Consider the following 16,177-nt stretch of genomic DNA (forward strand, 5'->3'; position numbering starts at 1 on the left):
CGTCCATCCCCCTCAACGGTCATGGCAGCGCGGCCGCATCGCGTTCGGCCAGCGCCTTCAGGGTCAGCAGTTGTTTGCGCATCATGAGGGTGTCGCCGAACGCGAGCAGTCCTGCCCGGATCCGCGCCGCGCCCTTCGGGGTGGCCGCATTGAGCCGGACCACCAGTCGGCTGGCCCCGGGCTCGCGCGGGACGACCCGGTAGGTGACCGCCATCTCGCCGTAGGCCTTGGCGGCCGCGGGATAGGTCACTCCGGTCAGATGCCGGTCGGTCTCGAAGTCGACGAGTTCGAACGCGAGGAAGCGCTGTCCGAGGGCCAGATGGTCGGCGCCCGGGGTGAGCGTGGGGCTGCTGCGGTGCTGCCGCCCGTAGGTGTAGGCCGCGGTTCTGATCTGGCACAGCCAGCGGAAGGTCAGCGGGACCGGCGCGTCGACGTCGACGGCCCGGTGGAAGCTGACGAAGGGCCGCGGCGGATGGTCGTCGCACGGGTAACCCGCCGCGCACTCCTGCTCGGTGGCGCCCCATGACCTCGTGTCGAACATCGGGTCCCCCTAGGCCGGGTCCCGGTACCGCAGGCGCAGGGTCGCGGTGCGGTCCCGGTCGGTACGGCAGCGTGCGCGCACGTCCCGCACGCCGTTGGCGTGGGTGATCACGCAGTCGACGGCGAGGACGTCGCCCGGGAAGACCGGCGTGTAGAACCGCACCGAGCGGATCTCCTCGAGCTCCGGCCGCACCCCGTCCTGCTCGTCGGCGTGCCGCAGCACCGCCTGGTGCACGGCGTCCAGCGTGAACACCCCGGGCAGGAGCGGGAACGCCGGGTAGTGCCCGGTGAAGACGGGAGCGGCCGGGTCCACCGGGATCCGCATCTCGACACCGGCGTCGTCCAGGCGCAGCACCTGGGCGCCCGGCAGCAACGTTACCGCGCTCATCCAGCGGCCAGCTTCCGCGCCAGCAGGTCCTGCACATCCGGGAGGCGGCGGATCTGCACGATCTCCGCCTCCTCGATCTTCACCTGGTAGCGGCGCTCGAGGGTGACCGCCAATTCCAGGGCGACCAGCGAATCGACATCGAGGTCCTCGATGAACAGCGCGTCGTCGGTGAGCGATTCGGGATTGACGTCGAGCGCGTCGGCGACCAGTTCCCGCAATTCTTCCTTGCTCAAAGCGGCTTCCGTGGTCATCGCATCTCCTTTTCGGGTACGAGCAGCAAACCAGAGTCGAACGAGAGGCAACGGGGCCGCCGGACACCCTCGACACGGCGGCCCCGCATGATTCAGACGCTACGTGAGTGCCCGTTTCCCCGGGGCATTCGGATGGGTGTTGGGAAATCCCCGGAACCTGCCGGAGACGTCACAGGGCGAGCACACCGCGGATGACGAGTTCCGCGGGACCGAGCACCGCCTTCACCCGCAGCATGCGATTGCTGTCCGAGTAGGTCAGCCGGAGCCCCAGCGCCTGGAACGCGCTTGCCTGTGCCTGCCCCTCGGCCTCGCGCAGCACCCTCAGATGACGCGCGGTCGCCGCGACCGTCGCCTCGTGGTAGGCGCCGGTGCGCGCCGCGGTGACCAGCTGCATGAGGCGGCGCGGCGAGCACGAGGTGCGCAGCCACGAGGTGAGCGGTCCGAGGACCGCCTGCTCGCGCAGATAGACATTGCGGGGGTGGTCGATCCGGTTGGCGCTGGCGTACTCGGCGGGGAAACGGCAGCGGTAGTAGGGCTCCCCGTTGTTCCAGGTGCCCTGCATCAGCCGGTTGCAGCGGGCGCAGCGCACGAGTCCGCGCAGGATGTAGGGCCGTCCCGCCGGGGCCTCGCCGGCGGCGGGCCGGGTGCGGCGGCGGTCGAACATCAGCTGGACCCGGTCGAAGACCTCGGGCGCCACGATCGGCGGGGACACCAGTGCCGTGCCGCCCGGCTCACCGCTCGAGGTGCGCCCGGCGTAGCGGCTGTTGACGAGGATCGCCCGCACCGCGCTCTTGGACCAGGCGACCGTGCGGCGCTCGGGATCGCGACCGACGGCTCCGGGGCTGGGGATGCCGTCGGCCGTCAGGCCCTCGGCTATGCCCTGGAGCCCGTTGTCCGCCAGGTATTCGTCGAAGATGCGCACCACGATGTGGGCGGTGCGCTCGTCCGGAACGAGCGCCTGCCGCTGCGTGCCGTCAACGCTGACGGTGGCGACCCGGCAGCCGTAGGGCGGCCGGCCGCGCAGCCCCGACGCCCGGGCGGGCGCCAGGGGCATGAGGGCGTCGGGCAGCGGGGCGGTGTCGCGGAGCGGGGCGGTGGGCGGCTGGGCGGTGGGCGGCTGGATGTCCTCCAGTGGGACGGCGAACGGCTGGCCGTCCAGCACCGAAGGGGGCTGGTGATGATGCCTGCGCACAAGGGCGCTGACCCGGGCGTCGGCGACACCGCCACCCTGGCAGGTGGCGCGGCCGCGGCCCACGCGTGGGCCGAGTGTGTCTGTGTGCTTGGCGATGTGCATTCTCGTGATCCCCCGTGTTGTCACTCATGAACGTGCCTCGCTACGAGCCTCGAACGGTCACCGCGGCGAGATGCCCGTCGTCGGAAACCGCGACGACGAGCCCCGGGCCGGGATCGTTCAGCAGCCCGGCCAGTTGCAGCAGGCCGGAGACGGCGCCGAAGCGCGCGTCGGCCCCGGCCGACGCCGTGTCCTTCAGCGCCGGTCCCCGTGCCGAGAAGGCCTCCCGGACGGCCTCGTCCACCGAGGCGGTGGAGTCCGGGCCGCAGAAGGCGTATCTCAGAACCTGCTCGCCGGCTCCGAGTCCGGCCACCTTCTCGGCGGCGGCCCTCAGTGACTCGGGCCGCCAGGCACCGGCGGGGTCGCGGGTGATGAACCGTGACGTTCCACCCGTCACCTCCCCCGGCGCCGGATCGGCATCGCGGTCGCCGCGCTCCAGCAGGAGCGCCGCCGCCCCGCCCAGGGTGTCCGACCCCGGTGCGGTGTCCTCGGTGGCCGTGGCGAGCACCCGGTCGGCCCGCCCCCGGCGCAGTGCGTTCAGCGCGAAGAGCACGGCGTCCAGACCGGCCACGACCGGGTTGGTCAGCGTGACGGAGAACGCCCGGCACTGCATGGAGATGGCCAGTTGGCTGGCCGGCATATTGACGGAGAAGCCGGGCAGCTCGGCCGGGCTGAGCCCCGAGGAGCCCTCCTCGCGGATGGTGCGGTCCAAGCGGGCGTGCATGGCCGCGATGGAGTGGTGGGTGCCGGTGCAGACGCCGAAGCGCGCGGCGTCGTGGCCGTGCGGCGGCTTGTCGCCGTGGCGGGTGCCCGCGGCCTCGTTGGCCGCGGCCAGGAGATAGCGGGTGGCCGGGGTCAGGTACTTCCAGCCGCGTCGGCCGAGGTACGGCACCGGGTCGAACCAGTCCGGGCCGCCCGTCCCTGTCGTGTCCGTGCCCGTCCTGCCCGACCCTGTCCCACCCGGTCCTGTCCCACCCGGCCCTGTCCTGTCCTTCCCCCTTCCCTCCGACCCCGTCCCGCCTGTCCCCGTCCCGCCCGTCCCTGTCCCGCCCGGCCGTTGCGTCCCCGCCGCCGTCGCCGCGGGGCCGGTGAGGTCGGCCGGGCCGCGGACTCCCGGGGCGACCAGGCCGATGCCTGTCACGGAGATGTTCACGACGGCGCTCCCAGCACGAGGGCGGCGTTGTTGCCGCCGAATCCGGTGGCGCTGACCAGCACCCGCGGCTCGGTGAGCGGCACCGGGCCGTCCACCGGGACCTCGAGCGGGCAGCCGGGGTCGAGTGCGGACACATGCGCGTTCGGCGGCACCGTGCGGTGACGCAGCATCAGCGCCGCGGCGACGCAGCCGAACACTCCTGCCGCTCCCGCCGTATGGCCGATGACGGCCTTGATGCCGAAGGCGGGGGTACGGTCCACCCGCTCCCCCAGGGCCGCCGCGATCACATCGCTCTCCACCACGTCGTTGACCGCGATGCCCGCGCGGTGCAGCACCAGGGCTCCGGGCGGGCCGGACGCCTCGGCCAGCGCCCCGGCGACCGCGCGGCCCAGTTGCTCCCCGCTCGGTTCGGGTGCCGTCGGGTGGTGGCCGTCGCAGCTCCAGCCGTAGCCCTCGAGGACGGCGTAGGGCGTGGCACCCCGGCGGCGGGCGTGCTCGGCGGACTCCAGGACCACGGCTGCGGCGCCGTCACCGGTCACCATGCCCTGCCGGTCGGCGTCGAAGGGGCGGCACAGCGTGCGGTCCAGCAGTCCGAAGCGGTCGAGGGAGGCGAGCGCCACCCGCGAATAGCTGTCGGTGCCGCAGGCGACCACCACGTCGGCCTGCCCGGTGGCGATCAGCTCCGCGGCCCAGCTGACCGCGTAGACACCGGCGGAACAGGCGGTGCTCAGGCTCTGGTTGGGCCCGCCGAGGCCGTATGCGCCGGCCACGGCGGAGGCCACCTGGAAGGAGGCGGTCCCCGTGGCGGCGGGGGCGGCCCCCGCTTCGGCCAGGTCGATGTCGCCCAGCGTGGTGCCGACGGCCAGACCGGCGTCGGCGAGGTCGTCGCGGCCCAGCCCGGCGTCGGCCAGGGCCTCGCCGACCGCGTGCCCGGCCATGCCGCTGGCCCGTCCGTACAGGCGTCCGGCGCGCTCGGAGCGCTCCTGGGCGGGGCCCCGGACCCGGTACACCGAGGGGCGCTCGTCCAGGCCGCAGTCCTCGGGCGCCGGGGTCGGCGTGCCGTCGGCCCGCAGGAGTCCCTCCCACAGCGACTCCACCGAGTCGCCCAGGCAGCTCACGGCACCGAGGCCGGTGATCACGACCGGTGGCATGCCGCCCCCTGGTGCGTCCCGCTCCCCTGCTGTGCCCGGCTTTCCTGCCGTGTCCGGATCCCCGGGGACACCCGGGGCGCCCGGGAATTGTCGTCCCGGATTTTCCGGTGGTTCATTTTGTGGCGCATCCCAAGCAGCCCGTTTCCCCCGTGCGAACATGACTGACCCGAAGAAGCCGGACGGGGGCACGTGATTCCCTCGTACGAAACGTTCTTCTCTCGGTTCCGCTGCGATTTCCGTGCGTACCACCCCCTGGCGGGCGGCACGACGACAACACGATGACCATCGGGATCGACCCGAAATGCCTCGCGGGCGAATGCGGGACTCCCCGCTTCAGCGCCGCTTAAGGCAAGTTCAAGTTATGTCCGCAACCCCTGTGCACGCAACGCGGAGACCACTAGTGGACAGGCGCGGCCCCCTCTCGGCCCCCGCCCACGCCCGATCTGTCATCTTGCTGCCTTCCATCAGGGGAACCCCGCACGGTTCCTATGACGTGAACCACACATCTGTGCTGGTCCGGCGGTGCACGTCGCACCCGCCGCCCCGAGCCGAGCCGCACCTCGGCGCTTCGGCGCCCCGCCGCACGGGGCCGGGAAGGAGTGAAGCCGTGGCCCCGTCGGCGCCGCGGCCCCGCCGAGGCCACGGTCCCGCCTGCGCCGCGGCTCACGGCCGGACGGGCAACAGGTGCCGCGGATACGGGAGTCGGAGCTTGCTATGCCCGACCGGGCAGTTGGGCCCCCAGGTCCAGGAGGCGCGGTCGCAGCGGCTCCATGGCAGGCATCGGGCCGCCGTCCCCGGAGGCGAGCGCGACGGCGGCCACATGCCCCCGAGGGGCCGCGACGTCGAGCAGGGTCCAGCCCTCGGGCGTGGCTGACGGCCGGTCGTCGGGGAACGCGGGCCCCAGACCCACGTGGACACTGCCGACACCCGCCGCGATCCCGGCTCCGGTGCCCTTCAGATAAGCCTCCTTGCGCACCCAGCAGTTGAGCAGGGCCGCCGGGCGCCGCCCCGCCGGCAGGGCGGCCACGGCGTCGCGCTCGTCCGGGTGCAGATACGACGCCAGGTCGAAGCGCGAGTGCCGGGCGGAGGGCGACTCGATGTCCGCCCCCACGGGGGTCCCCGCCAGCGCGTACAGCACACAGTCCCCCGAGTGCGACATGGAGAAGTGCGGCCCCGGCCCACCGTCCACCGCGGGGCGGCCGTGCGGCCCGTCGCACATCGGGCACGGCTCGCGGCGGTAGCGGATCCGCTCGGGGGGCACCGCGAGGCGGGCGCCGAGCAGAAGGCGCAGACCGACGTGGGCGACGAGGTAACGCGCCCGGCCCTTCTCGTGCTTGGTGGCCGCCAGCCGCCGGGACTCCTCCTCGTCGAGGATCCCGGTGTACTCGCAGGCGGCCTCGGTGGACGCCTCGACCCTCACCAGCCAGGTCTCGACCGCGCTCCCGTCCGGTGAACGGCCTTGCGCAGCAAGGGACGTGCTCTGCGCCGCGGTCATTCGGACCCCCGTCGGTCGGTGCGGCCGTCGACCGGCAGCAGGCCCAGTTCCGAGGCGTAGACCCCGGCCTGGAAACGTGAGTTGGCGCCCAGCGCGCGCATGATCTCCGCGACATGCCGGCGGTAGGTGCGCACGGAGACGCCGAGTTCGCGCGCGGCGGCCTCGTCGGTGTAGCCCTCCCGCAGACATCTCAGGATCTCCTGGGACAGCTCCTGCCGGATCCTGTCCACGACCAGCGGGGCCGCGCGCCTCCAGGCGCTGGCGAAAAGGGCGTTGAGCGCCTTGACCACCGCGGGGGCGCGTACGAGCGTGGCATGGGAGCCACTGCCCTGGTCGGGGTCGGGGTCGGACTGGGTCAGGGCGATCTGCTTGTCGATCAGGACGGCGCCGTGCAGGAGGGCGTCGGTGAAGCGCACATCGATGTTCGGCCGCATCCCCGTGCACTCGGCCACCTTGTGGCGGTTGGCGAACTCCCGGGAGCACAGCACCTGCACCCGCACGGCGGCGGCGCCGGGGCTGGTTTCGGAGAGGGACCGCAGAGCCCTGCACAGCATGTCGACGGAGGCGCCGTCGGGCGGCAGCACCACCTTGACCGACCGCTTGGCCTCGCCGAGCAGCGTATGAAGGGTCTGAGCGGCGGCTTCGGTGTCGGCGGTCGTCTCCAGGAGGGACTGCGCGCCGGAAGGGGGCTCCCATCGTCTGGCGACCACCGATTCAATGAGTGCCCGCATTTCGAGAAGGGCTTTACCGACCTCGTCATCGGGATTAATGTATACATCCGATGAGCTCACCGCGGAATCCCCAGCCTCGGTGGTGACCGGACGATCGACCGGATCACGATGCTGCACGGAATCAGAATTCGACATGCGTCCCCCCGATGGCTCCGCGGATCCACGGCGCCATTGTCCCCGTCGGGGCTTCCCCTTTTGATGCACGAGTGTGATCGGGCCGACCCGGAGGGCGCGTGAACCTATGGCCGTGAGCTGCGCATACCCCTAATCGCCGCACCGGACGGACCGTTGACCCCGCCACCGACCCGGACAGGGAAAGTTCGGACATACCCCCGCGTATCACACCAGAACGCTCCCGCACAACCACCCCGTTTTGTTTATCGGACGCTACAGCGGGGCGACTTTAACGTCAACGCAGAGAATAGATGAATTCCGAACCACGGATACCAGGTAAAGCATGGGTCAACAACTCGTTTCCCGGGAACCGGGAACATGGCCCACCCATCTAGTTCCGCCGGCGCATCGGGCAGCCTCCCGGGCGTGTCGGCGAAGCGGGCCCCGGCGGTCGCCCGGTCCCCCTCCGAGGGATTTGCGTCACACTGACGTGAAGTCGCCCGGCGGGGTGCCACCACCTCGCATACGCTGACCCTGTGCCTCAACTACGTCTCGCTCTGAACCAGATCGACAGCACCGTCGGCGACCTCGCGAACAACAGCGAGGCGATCGTCCGGTGGACCCGCCACGCCGTCGAAGGCGGCGCCCACCTGGTGGCCTTCCCCGAGATGGCGCTGACCGGGTACCCGGTGGAGGACCTCGCGCTGCGCCCGTCGTTCGTGCGTGCCTCGCGGGCCGCGCTGGAAGCCCTCGCCGAGCGGCTGGCCGACGAGGGCATGGGCGAGGTGCCCGTGGTCGTCGGCTATCTGGACCGCAGCGAGAAGGCCAAGCCGCGCTACGGCCAGCCCGCCGGTGCCCCGCTCGACGCCGGAGCCGTGCTCCACAAGGGCAAGGTGGTGCTGCGCTTCGCCAAGCACCACCTGCCGAACTACGGCGTCTTCGACGAGTACCGCTACTTCATGCCGGGAGACACGCTCCCCGTCATCCGGGTGCACGGCGTCGATGTGGCACTGGCCATCTGCGAGGACCTGTGGCAGGACGGCGGCCGGGTCCCGGCCACCCGCACCGCGGGCGCCGGACTGCTGGTGTCCATCAACGCCAGCCCGTACGAGCTGAACAAGGACGACACCCGGCTGGAGCTGGTGCGAAGGCGCGCCCGGGAGGCGGGCTGCACCCTCGCGTACGGGGCCATGATCGGCGGCCAGGACGAGCTGGTGTACGACGGTGACTCGATCGTCGTCGACGCCCAGGGCGAGGTCCTGGCGAGGGCGCCCCAGTTCGAGGAGGGCTGCGTCCTGGTCGACCTGGACCTGCCCGCGGCCGGCCCCGCCCCGCGCGGCACCGCCGACGACGGCCTGGAGATCGAGCATGTGATCCTCTCCGGCGAGCCGCTGGCGCCCTACGCCAGCGAGGTGCCGGGCGGCGAGGCGGAGCGGCTCGGCGACGACGAGGAGGTCTACTCGGCCCTCGTCATCGGGCTGCGCGCCTACGTCTGCAAGAACGGCTTCAAGTCGGTGCTCATCGGCCTGTCCGGCGGTATCGACTCCTCCCTCGTCGCCGCCGTCGCGTGCGACGCGCTGGGCGCGGAGAACGTCTACGGCGTCTCGATGCCGTCCGCGTACTCCTCCGAGCACTCCAAGAGCGACGCCGCCGAACTGGCCCGCCGCACCGGGCTGAACTTCCGGACCGTGCCCATCGCCCCGATGGTCGACGCGTACCAGCGGGTGCTGGGGCTGACCGGGCTCGCCGAGGAGAACCTCCAGGCGCGGGTGCGCGGCACCACGCTGATGGGCATCTCCAACCAGGAGGGGCATCTCGTCCTCGCCCCCGGCAACAAGTCGGAGCTGGCCTGCGGCTACTCGACCCTCTACGGCGACGCGGTCGGCGCGTTCGGCCCCATCAAGGACGTGCCGAAGACGCAGGTCTTCCAGCTCTCCAGGTGGCGCAACGCGGCCGCGGACGAGCGGGGCGAGACCCCGCCGATCCCGGAGAACTCCATCAGCAAGCCGCCGAGCGCGGAACTGCGCCCCGGACAGCTCGACACCGACTCGCTGCCCGACTACGAGGTGCTCGACGACATCCTGGACGACTACGTCGAGCAGGACCGCGGCCGCGACGAGATCATCGCCGAGGGCTTCGACCCCGATCTCGTGGACCGCATCCTCACCATGGTGGACGCCGCCGAGTACAAGCGGCGGCAGTACCCGCCGGGCACGAAGATCTCGCTCAAGGCGTTCGGCCGGGACCGCCGCCTGCCGATCACGAACCGCTGGCGCGAGGGGAAGTGACCCGGTCGATCAGCCCCGCCGTGACCGCGACCGCGACCGCGACCGTGACCGTCGGGCCCCGAGGAGGCGAGGCGGCGAGGCGGCGAGGCGCTTGGGCGGCGAGCATCCTGGGCGGCGAGCATCGCCCTACGGCCGCACGTTCAGGTCCGCTGCCACTGGGCGGTGGTCGCTTCCTGTGTCCGGGAGGACCCAGGACCTGGCCGGGGTGACGCCGCGGACCAGGATGTGGTCGATCCTGGCCATCGGGAAGCCGGACGGCCAGGAGAAGCCGAAGCCGTCTCCCGCCGCGCCCTGGGCCGAGCGCAGGCCCGAGGTGATGGGGGCCAGACTGCGGTCGTTGGCGGTGCCGTTGAGGTCGCCCATCAGCACCACCCGCTGGAGCGGATCCGCCGAGATCTGGCGGCCCAGCTGCCGCGTCGTGCGGTTGCGCTGGTCCGAGGTGAAGCCGGAGGAGTCCACCCGCACCGACGCCAGATGCGCGACGTAGAACGCCACCGGCCCCTGGGGGGTGTCCACCTGCGCGCGCAGCGCCCGCGTCCAGCCGAGTCCGACGTCGACCGACTTCTGCTCCGTCACCGGGTAGCGGCTCCACAGGCCCACCGTGCCGCGGTCCACGTGGTACTTGTACTTAGCCGCCAGCGCCTTCGTGTACACCGGCTTGGCCTGCTCGGTCAGTTCCTCGAGCGCCACCACGTCCGCCCCCGCCGCGACGACGTCACGGGCGGTGAGCGAGGGATCCGCGTTGGCCGCGTCCACATTGTGGGTCAGCACCCGCAGATTGTGCGGCCCGCCGCTCTTGCCCGGCATCACCAGCCCGCCGAAGAGGTTCCCCCACACCAGCAGGGGCAGCACCAGCCCCGCGAGCGCCGTCGCCGACCGGCGCAGAGTCGCGCACACCAGCAGGACCGGCACCGCCAGCCCGAACCACGGCAGGAAGGTGTCCACCAGACTGCCCAGGTTCCCCAACGAGTTGGGGACCTGGTCGTGGAAGAACATCAGAAGACCGACCAGCAGCCCCATGACGGCGAGGATCCAGCCGCGCCGCCACGTGCCGTCGCGCCAGCCACGGCCACCGTCGCCCGGCAGGCGTCGCAGCCCCCACCGGTGCCCCCGCGTCGCGGAGCGGCCGAGCCCCGCGCCGTCGGGGTGCGTACCGGTCGTGCGTGTCTGCGCCATAGAAATCCGTCCCCTGCCGCCTTGCCTGAACATTCCAATACTCGTCCGGACGCTTGGACGGTACCCGAGGTTCCGGGTAGGACGGACGTTGGCGATCCAGGACAGAACGGTCGCTCAACGGTCACATCGCGGTCACTTTTTCCGGACGCCGTCCAGTACAGCATCCACGATGCGCTCAGGGAGATCCTCGGGGAGAGCCGCCCACTGATGCAGTACGGTGCGCATCAGCATGGGACCGGCGAACAGGTCGCCGAGAAGCTCGAGATCGATGTCGTCGCGCAGCTCACCGCTGTCGATGCCGCGCACCAGCACCTGCCGCAGCGCCTCCCGGCGGGGCGCTATGAATCTGTCGTGGTACTGCTGCGAAAGATCGGGGTGGCACATGACCTCGCTGGTGACCAGCCGCAGGAGCTCCGACTCCCTTTTGGAGACACCGCGTTGGCGGACGAACTCGATGAGCCGGACCAGGTCGTCGCGCACCGACCCGGAACCGGTCTCGGGCAGGGGGTCGTTGTCCAGGGTGGCGAGGGCGTCGAGCAGGAGTGCCTCCTTGCCCGGCCAGCGGCGGTAGATGGTGGCCTTGCCCACACCCGCGGCCTTGGCGATGCCCTCGACGGTCAGCGAGGAGAGGGTGCCGCCCCCCTCCAGCAGGCGCAGCACCCCTTCGAGGATGGCCTGCTCGACGGCTTCGCTGCGCGGGCGGCCCCGGGGACGGCCGCGGGGCTCCGCCCCGGCCGGCTCGCTGTTCCACCCCGTCGGCGTGTCCCGCACCGTCACCGTCCCGCCTTTCATCGCGCCTTGACCGCCTGGGAATTCTCCCCCGCGGACGAAGGCCCACCCTCCCCCTTCCCCTGCGGGGTCCCGGCGGGCAGGAAGACGAAGGCGATGGCCGCGCCGATGAACGCCACCGCCGCCGAGCCGAGCGCCGTGACGTGCATGGCGTGCACGAAGGAGTGGTTGGCGGAGTCGATCAGCGGCCGGCCCGCGGGGCCCAGCTTCCTGGCGATGCCGAGGGTCGCCTCGATGGACTCCCCGGCGGCGTGCCGGGCGCCCGCGGGCAGCGAGGAGGCCGGAACGGCCGCCAGTTGGCTGTTGATCCCGTCCCGGTAGGTGGTGGACAGCACGGAGCCCAGCACCGCGACACCCAGCGAGCCGCCGACCTGGCGGAAGGTGTTGTTGACCGCGGAGCCCGAACCCGCCTTCTCGCGCGGCAGCGTGGACATGATCGAGACCGTCGCCGGGGGCATGACGTGGGCCATGGCCGTGCCCTGGAGGAAGAACAGCACGCACAGCACCCAGATCGGACTGTGCTCGGTGAGGAGTTCGAAGCCGAGGAAGGTCAGCCCGATCAGGGCCATTCCGCCGGCGCAGACCGCCCGCACGCCGAACCGGTCGACCACCAGCCGCGCCCGCGAGGAGAAGATCAGCTGCGCCACGGCCAGCGGGAGCAGCAGGCAGCCCGACTGGAGGGCGGAGTAGCCGCGCACGCTCTGGGTGTAGAAGACGATGAAGAAGGTCACACCCATCAGCGCGAAGAAGACCAGGCCTATCGAGACGACGGCCGCGGAGAAGCGCGGGTCGCGGAAGTAGCGCACATCGAGCGCGGGGTGGCTGCTGCGCCGCTCGTGCAGGACGAAGAGGACGAGGACGGCGAGTCCGCCCCCTATCGTCACCAGGACCTGCGGGGCGACGAAGTCGGCGAGCTGGCCGCCCTTGATGATCCCGTAGATCAGCAGGACGAGGCCGACCACGGAGAGCAGGACGCCCAGCGGGTCCAGTCTGCCGGGCCTGGGGTCCTTGGAGTCCGGGACGATGAGCACCATCGCTATGACGGCGAAGACCACGATCGGCACATTGATCAGGAAGACCGAGCCCCACCAGAAGTGCTCGAGCAGCGCTCCGCCGGTGATCGGGCCCACCGCGATCGCCAGGCCCACCGCTCCGGACCAGATGCCGATCGCCCTCGGCTGCTCCTCGCGCTCGAAGACGTTCATGATGATGGCGAGTGTGGCAGGCATCACGAAGGCGCCGCCGAGGCCCATCACGGCCCGGAACGCGATGAGCTGGCCCGAGGAGTCGGCGAGGGCGGAGAGCAGGGAGCCGGCGCCGAAGACCACCATGCCGAACAGCAGGGTCTTCTTGCGGCCGAGCCGGTCGCCGAGCAGTCCCGCCGTGAAGAGCAGGCCCGCGAAGACCAGGGTGTAGGCGTTGATGGCCCACTCCAGACGGCTCTGGCTGGCTCCGAGGCCGGTGGGAGCGGGTGTGGCGATGGTCTTCATGGCCACATTGAGGATCGAGTTGTCCAGGACGACGACGAGCAGGCTGAACAGCAGCACGGTCAGGATCGCCCAGCGGCGGCGATGGACGACCTCGGGGACTCGGCGGGCGGTGGATGTCTCCATGCCTCCCACGCTAGTGAGCGATTAACGAAACGGATCGTCTCGTATCGTAAAGGTTCGGCAAAGCGCCCCTTTGCGCCCGGGCGGGCGCATGTCAGCATGGAGGTGATCCGGGGACGCCGTGAGGGCGCCTCGAGACGACGAGTAGGAGCACTGCGATGACGTACGTCCAGGCTGCCCCAAAACCCGCCGACAGCAGCAAGGCGCTGTACGGGGGGACCGGCACCCGACGCATCACCGTCCGCGACATCGCCGCCGCCAAGAAGCGGGGCGAGAAGTGGCCCATGCTCACCGCGTACGACTCCATGACCGCCTCCGTGCTCGACGAGGCCGGGATCCCGGTCCTGCTCGTCGGCGACTCGGCGGGCAACTGCCACCTCGGCTACGACACCACCGTCCCCGTCACCATGGACGAGCTGGTCATGCTCTCCTCGGCGGTCGTGCGGGGCACCAGCCGCGCCCTGATCGTCAGCGACCTGCCGTTCGGCTCGTACCAGGAGGGACCGGTGCAGGCCCTGCGCAACGCCGGCCGGTTCCTGAAGGAGGCCGGTTCCGGTGCCGTCAAGCTCGAGGGCGGCGCCAGGGTGCTGCCGCAGGTCGAGACGCTGGTCCAGGCCGGCATCCCGGTCATGGCCCACCTGGGCCTGACCCCGCAGTCTGTGCACGCGTTCGGCGGCTACCCGGTGCAGGGCCGCGGCAACGAGGCCTCGCACAAGCTGCTGCGCGACGCCAAGGCCATGCAGGACGCGGGCGCCTTCGCCGTCGTGCTGGAACTGGTCCCGGCCGAGCTCGCCGCCGAGGTCACGGCCTCGCTCGACATCCCCACCGTCGGCATCGGCGCCGGTCCCGACTGCGACGCGCAGGTGCTGGTGTGGACCGACATGGCCGGGATGAACTCCGGCCGCACCCCGCGCTTCGTCAAGCAGTACGCCGACCTGCGCGGGGTCCTGTCCGGCGCGGCCAAGGCATTCGCCGAGGACGTCGTCGGCGGGGCCTACCCGGCCGAGGAGCACAGCTTCCACTGATCGCGTTGCGGTGACCGCGCTCCACTGATCGCGACTCACCCGAACGGCGGAGTGTGAACCGCCGAGGTTTGGAACGGCCGAGCGGCGCCCGGGACCATCCCGGGCGCCGTTTTCCCTTCCCTGCCCTCCCCCGTGCGGGTCCTCGCGTTCGAGCGGTGTCGGCGCGCTCTCGGCGGTCTGTCGGCGGTCTGTCAGCGCCCGGCCCGCGCTGTCGGTGGCCTGTCAGCGCGGGGGAGCACGCTGATGGCCATGAACCGAATCGCTGACACGACGAACGCCGTCGAGGTCCACGGGGTGGTCAAGCACTACGGCGAGACCAAGGCCCTGGACGGGGTGGACCTGGCCGTGCCGCAGGGCACCGTCATGGGGGTGCTGGGGCCCAATGGGGCGGGGAAGACCACGCTGGTCCGGGTGCTGTCCACACTGATCAGGCCCGACGCGGGCAGCGCCTTCGTCGCCGGGTACGACGTCCTGCGCCAGCCCCGGCAGTTGCGCCGCGTCATCGGCCTCACCGGGCAGTACGCCTCCGTGGACGAGGCCCTGTCCGGCCGCGAGAACCTCTACATGATCGGCCGCCTGCTGGACCTCTCCCGCAGGGCCGCCCGCCTTCGCGCCGACGAGCTGCTGGAGCGCTTCTCCCTCACCGAGGCCGCCGGCCGCGCCGCCAAGGGCTACTCGGGCGGTATGCGGCGCCGCCTGGACCTGGCCGCGAGCATGATCGGCGCCCCCAGGGTGCTCTACCTCGACGAGCCCACCACGGGTCTGGACCCCCGCACGCGCAACGAGGTGTGGGACGAGGTACAGCGCATGGTCGGCGACGGCACCACCGTCCTGCTGACCACCCAGTACATGGAGGAGGCCGAGAACCTCGCCGAGTCCGTGACCGTCATCGACCGCGGCCGCGTCATCGCGGGCGGCAGCATCGCCGAGCTCAAGGCCAAGGTGGGCGGCCGCACCCTGCATGTTCGCCCCGTCGTGGTCGCCGAACTGCCCTCGATGGCACAGGCCCTGGACGAGTACGGGGTGCACGGCGCCACCGCGGACCAGGCGGCGGGACTGCTGAGTGTGCCGATCGCCGACGACGGCCAACTGACCTCCGTCGTCCGCGCGTTGGGCGCCGGTGGCTTCGGCATCGCCCACATGGACACCCATCTGCCCAGCCTGGACGAGGTGTTCCTGGCGGTCACCGGCCAGAGGGCCGGGGGAACCGATCCGACCGATCCGACCGACCCAGCCGACCCGACCGACCCGGCCGGCACCAAGATCGAGGAGTTCGCGGCATGAGCGCCATCACCCTGAGTCCGGTGGAGCGGCCGGACGACGCCGAGGGCCGCATCGGCCTTCGGGCCAACCTTCGGCACATCGGCGCGCTGGCCCGGCGCAACCTGATGCAGATCAAGGCCGACCCGGAGTCGATGTTCGACGCCCTGCTGATGCCGATCATCTTCACCCTGCTGTTCGTCTACGTCTTCGGCGGCGCGGTCTCGGGCAGCCAGCACGAGTACATCCAGTACATGATCCCCGGCCTGATGGCGATGATGGGGATGAACATCGCCATGTCGGTCGGCTCGGGCATCAACTCCGACTTCAAGACCGGGGTGATGGACCGCTTCCGCACCATGCCGATCGCCCGTTCCTCGGTGCTCGTCGCCAAGGTCGTCGTGGAGATGGGCCGCATGATGGTGGCCACGACGATCCTGCTGGCCATGGCCTTCGTCCTCGGCCTGGACGTCAGGACCACACCGCTCCACCTGCTGGCGGCGGTCGCCCTCGCCCTGGCCTTCGGCGCGTCCCTGGTGTGGACCTCCATGTTGCTGGGGCTCGCGGTCAACAGCCCCCAGGCCGTGCAGGGAATCGGGATGCTCGTGCTCATGCCACTGCAGTTCGGCAGCTCCATCTTCGCCCCGACCAGCACCATGCCGGGCTGGCTGGAGTCGTTCACCAAGATCAACCCCCTGTCCAATCTGGCGGACGCCTGCCGGAACCTGGTCAACGGCGGCCCGGTGGCCCACTCGGTGTGGATCACCCTGGCCTGGTCCATCGGCATCACCGCGGTCACCGCACCGCTCGCCGTGATGCGGTTCCGCAAGAAGACATGACCCGCAAGAAGAGATGACCCTCGGGAAGACATGGGCCTGGGGAAGACATGAGCCCTAGGACGTGCCCCCCGAGAAG

15 protein-coding genes are annotated in these 16,177 nt (G+C 71.2%); 4 read left to right on the forward strand and 11 right to left on the reverse strand.

Annotated features, from left to right (window positions below):
• Positions 1 to 19: 19 nt before the first annotated feature.
• The 8 genes from IEY86_RS00355 to IEY86_RS00390 form a co-directional block, all read right to left on the reverse strand.
• Complete coding sequence (locus IEY86_RS00355) at positions 20 to 541, reverse strand: hypothetical protein (RefSeq protein WP_189129392.1); 522 nt, start codon at positions 539 to 541, stop codon at positions 20 to 22.
• A gap of 9 nt (positions 542 to 550) precedes the next feature.
• Positions 551 to 928 (reverse strand): ApeI family dehydratase, encoded by a 378-nt coding sequence (locus IEY86_RS00360; RefSeq protein ID WP_189129393.1) that lies wholly within the window; start codon positions 926 to 928, stop codon positions 551 to 553.
• Positions 925 to 1,179 (reverse strand): acyl carrier protein, encoded by a 255-nt coding sequence (locus tag IEY86_RS00365; protein ID WP_189129394.1) that lies wholly within the window; start codon positions 1,177 to 1,179, stop codon positions 925 to 927. Before IEY86_RS00365 ends, IEY86_RS00360 begins: the two co-directional genes overlap by 4 nt.
• A gap of 169 nt (positions 1,180 to 1,348) precedes the next feature.
• Complete coding sequence (locus tag IEY86_RS00370) at positions 1,349 to 2,434, reverse strand: recombinase family protein (RefSeq protein WP_189129395.1); 1,086 nt, start codon at positions 2,432 to 2,434, stop codon at positions 1,349 to 1,351.
• Between the two features lie 79 nt (positions 2,435 to 2,513).
• Entirely contained in the window at positions 2,514 to 3,623 is a 1,110-nt protein-coding gene (locus IEY86_RS00375; protein WP_189129396.1) for a beta-ketoacyl synthase N-terminal-like domain-containing protein, read from the reverse strand.
• Positions 3,620 to 4,774, reverse strand: a complete 1,155-nt coding sequence (locus tag IEY86_RS00380; protein WP_189129397.1) for a beta-ketoacyl-[acyl-carrier-protein] synthase family protein — start codon at positions 4,772 to 4,774, stop codon at positions 3,620 to 3,622. The genes IEY86_RS00375 and IEY86_RS00380 overlap by 4 nt, the downstream gene beginning before the upstream one ends.
• Before the next feature lie 712 nt (positions 4,775 to 5,486).
• Positions 5,487 to 6,269: a 4'-phosphopantetheinyl transferase family protein gene (locus tag IEY86_RS00385; RefSeq protein ID WP_189129398.1), complete on the reverse strand. Its 783-nt coding sequence runs from the start codon at positions 6,267 to 6,269 to the stop codon at positions 5,487 to 5,489.
• Complete coding sequence (locus tag IEY86_RS00390) at positions 6,266 to 6,979, reverse strand: helix-turn-helix transcriptional regulator (RefSeq protein ID WP_229698050.1); 714 nt, start codon at positions 6,977 to 6,979, stop codon at positions 6,266 to 6,268. Before IEY86_RS00390 ends, IEY86_RS00385 begins: the two co-directional genes overlap by 4 nt.
• A gap of 671 nt (positions 6,980 to 7,650) precedes the next feature.
• Here IEY86_RS00390 and IEY86_RS00395 point away from each other — a divergent pair.
• Positions 7,651 to 9,402, forward strand: coding sequence for an NAD+ synthase (locus IEY86_RS00395; protein ID WP_189129399.1), 1,752 nt, complete (start codon positions 7,651 to 7,653; stop codon positions 9,400 to 9,402).
• 126 nt (positions 9,403 to 9,528) lie between these two features.
• On the opposite strand, the gene IEY86_RS00400 is transcribed toward IEY86_RS00395, so the two are convergent.
• The 3 genes from IEY86_RS00400 to IEY86_RS00410 all read right to left on the reverse strand — a co-directional run bounded on the left by IEY86_RS00400 (position 9,529) and on the right by IEY86_RS00410 (position 12,980).
• Entirely contained in the window at positions 9,529 to 10,422 is an 894-nt protein-coding gene (locus IEY86_RS00400; protein ID WP_373286940.1) for an endonuclease/exonuclease/phosphatase family protein, read from the reverse strand.
• 288 nt (positions 10,423 to 10,710) lie between these two features.
• Complete coding sequence (locus IEY86_RS00405; RefSeq protein ID WP_229698051.1) at positions 10,711 to 11,355, reverse strand: TetR/AcrR family transcriptional regulator; 645 nt, start codon at positions 11,353 to 11,355, stop codon at positions 10,711 to 10,713.
• 11 nt (positions 11,356 to 11,366) lie between these two features.
• Positions 11,367 to 12,980 carry an MFS transporter gene (locus IEY86_RS00410; protein ID WP_189129402.1) on the reverse strand — a complete coding sequence of 538 codons (1,614 nt, stop codon included), beginning with the start codon at positions 12,978 to 12,980 and terminating at the stop codon, positions 11,367 to 11,369.
• A gap of 155 nt (positions 12,981 to 13,135) precedes the next feature.
• Between IEY86_RS00410 and panB the strand changes: the two genes are divergently transcribed.
• From panB to IEY86_RS00425, 3 genes are all read left to right on the forward strand, one after another.
• Positions 13,136 to 14,002 carry a 3-methyl-2-oxobutanoate hydroxymethyltransferase gene (gene panB, locus IEY86_RS00415; protein WP_189129403.1) on the forward strand — a complete coding sequence of 289 codons (867 nt, stop codon included), beginning with the start codon at positions 13,136 to 13,138 and terminating at the stop codon, positions 14,000 to 14,002.
• A gap of 249 nt (positions 14,003 to 14,251) precedes the next feature.
• Positions 14,252 to 15,286, forward strand: a complete 1,035-nt coding sequence (locus IEY86_RS00420; protein WP_229698052.1) for an ATP-binding cassette domain-containing protein — start codon at positions 14,252 to 14,254, stop codon at positions 15,284 to 15,286.
• The gene (locus IEY86_RS00425; protein ID WP_189129405.1) at positions 15,283 to 16,101 is read left to right on the forward strand and encodes an ABC transporter permease; all 819 of its coding nucleotides are present in this window, start codon (positions 15,283 to 15,285) and stop codon (positions 16,099 to 16,101) included. Before IEY86_RS00420 ends, IEY86_RS00425 begins: the two co-directional genes overlap by 4 nt.
• Positions 16,102 to 16,177 lie beyond the last annotated feature (76 nt).

Origin of the sequence: Wenjunlia tyrosinilytica (assembly GCF_014646055.1) — a bacterium.
In the GTDB taxonomy this organism is placed as follows: domain Bacteria; phylum Actinomycetota; class Actinomycetes; order Streptomycetales; family Streptomycetaceae; genus Wenjunlia; species Wenjunlia tyrosinilytica.

Coding starts and splice junctions, on each gene's coding strand:
- IEY86_RS00380 (WP_189129397.1), bottom strand. CDS start 4,774: ATGCCACCGGTCGTGATCACCGGCCTCGGTGCCGTGAGCTGCCTGGGC.
- IEY86_RS00420 (WP_229698052.1), top strand. CDS start 14,252: ATGAACCGAATCGCTGACACGACGAACGCCGTCGAGGTCCACGGGGTG.
- IEY86_RS00360 (WP_189129393.1), bottom strand. CDS start 928: ATGAGCGCGGTAACGTTGCTGCCGGGCGCCCAGGTGCTGCGCCTGGAC.
- IEY86_RS00355 (WP_189129392.1), bottom strand. CDS start 541: ATGTTCGACACGAGGTCATGGGGCGCCACCGAGCAGGAGTGCGCGGCG.
- IEY86_RS00410 (WP_189129402.1), bottom strand. CDS start 12,980: ATGGAGACATCCACCGCCCGCCGAGTCCCCGAGGTCGTCCATCGCCGC.
- panB (WP_189129403.1), top strand. CDS start 13,136: ATGACGTACGTCCAGGCTGCCCCAAAACCCGCCGACAGCAGCAAGGCG.
- IEY86_RS00400 (WP_373286940.1), bottom strand. CDS start 10,422: ATGGGGCTGCTGGTCGGTCTTCTGATGTTCTTCCACGACCAGGTCCCC.
- IEY86_RS00365 (WP_189129394.1), bottom strand. CDS start 1,179: ATGACCACGGAAGCCGCTTTGAGCAAGGAAGAATTGCGGGAACTGGTC.
- IEY86_RS00425 (WP_189129405.1), top strand. CDS start 15,283: ATGAGCGCCATCACCCTGAGTCCGGTGGAGCGGCCGGACGACGCCGAG.
- IEY86_RS00385 (WP_189129398.1), bottom strand. CDS start 6,269: ATGACCGCGGCGCAGAGCACGTCCCTTGCTGCGCAAGGCCGTTCACCG.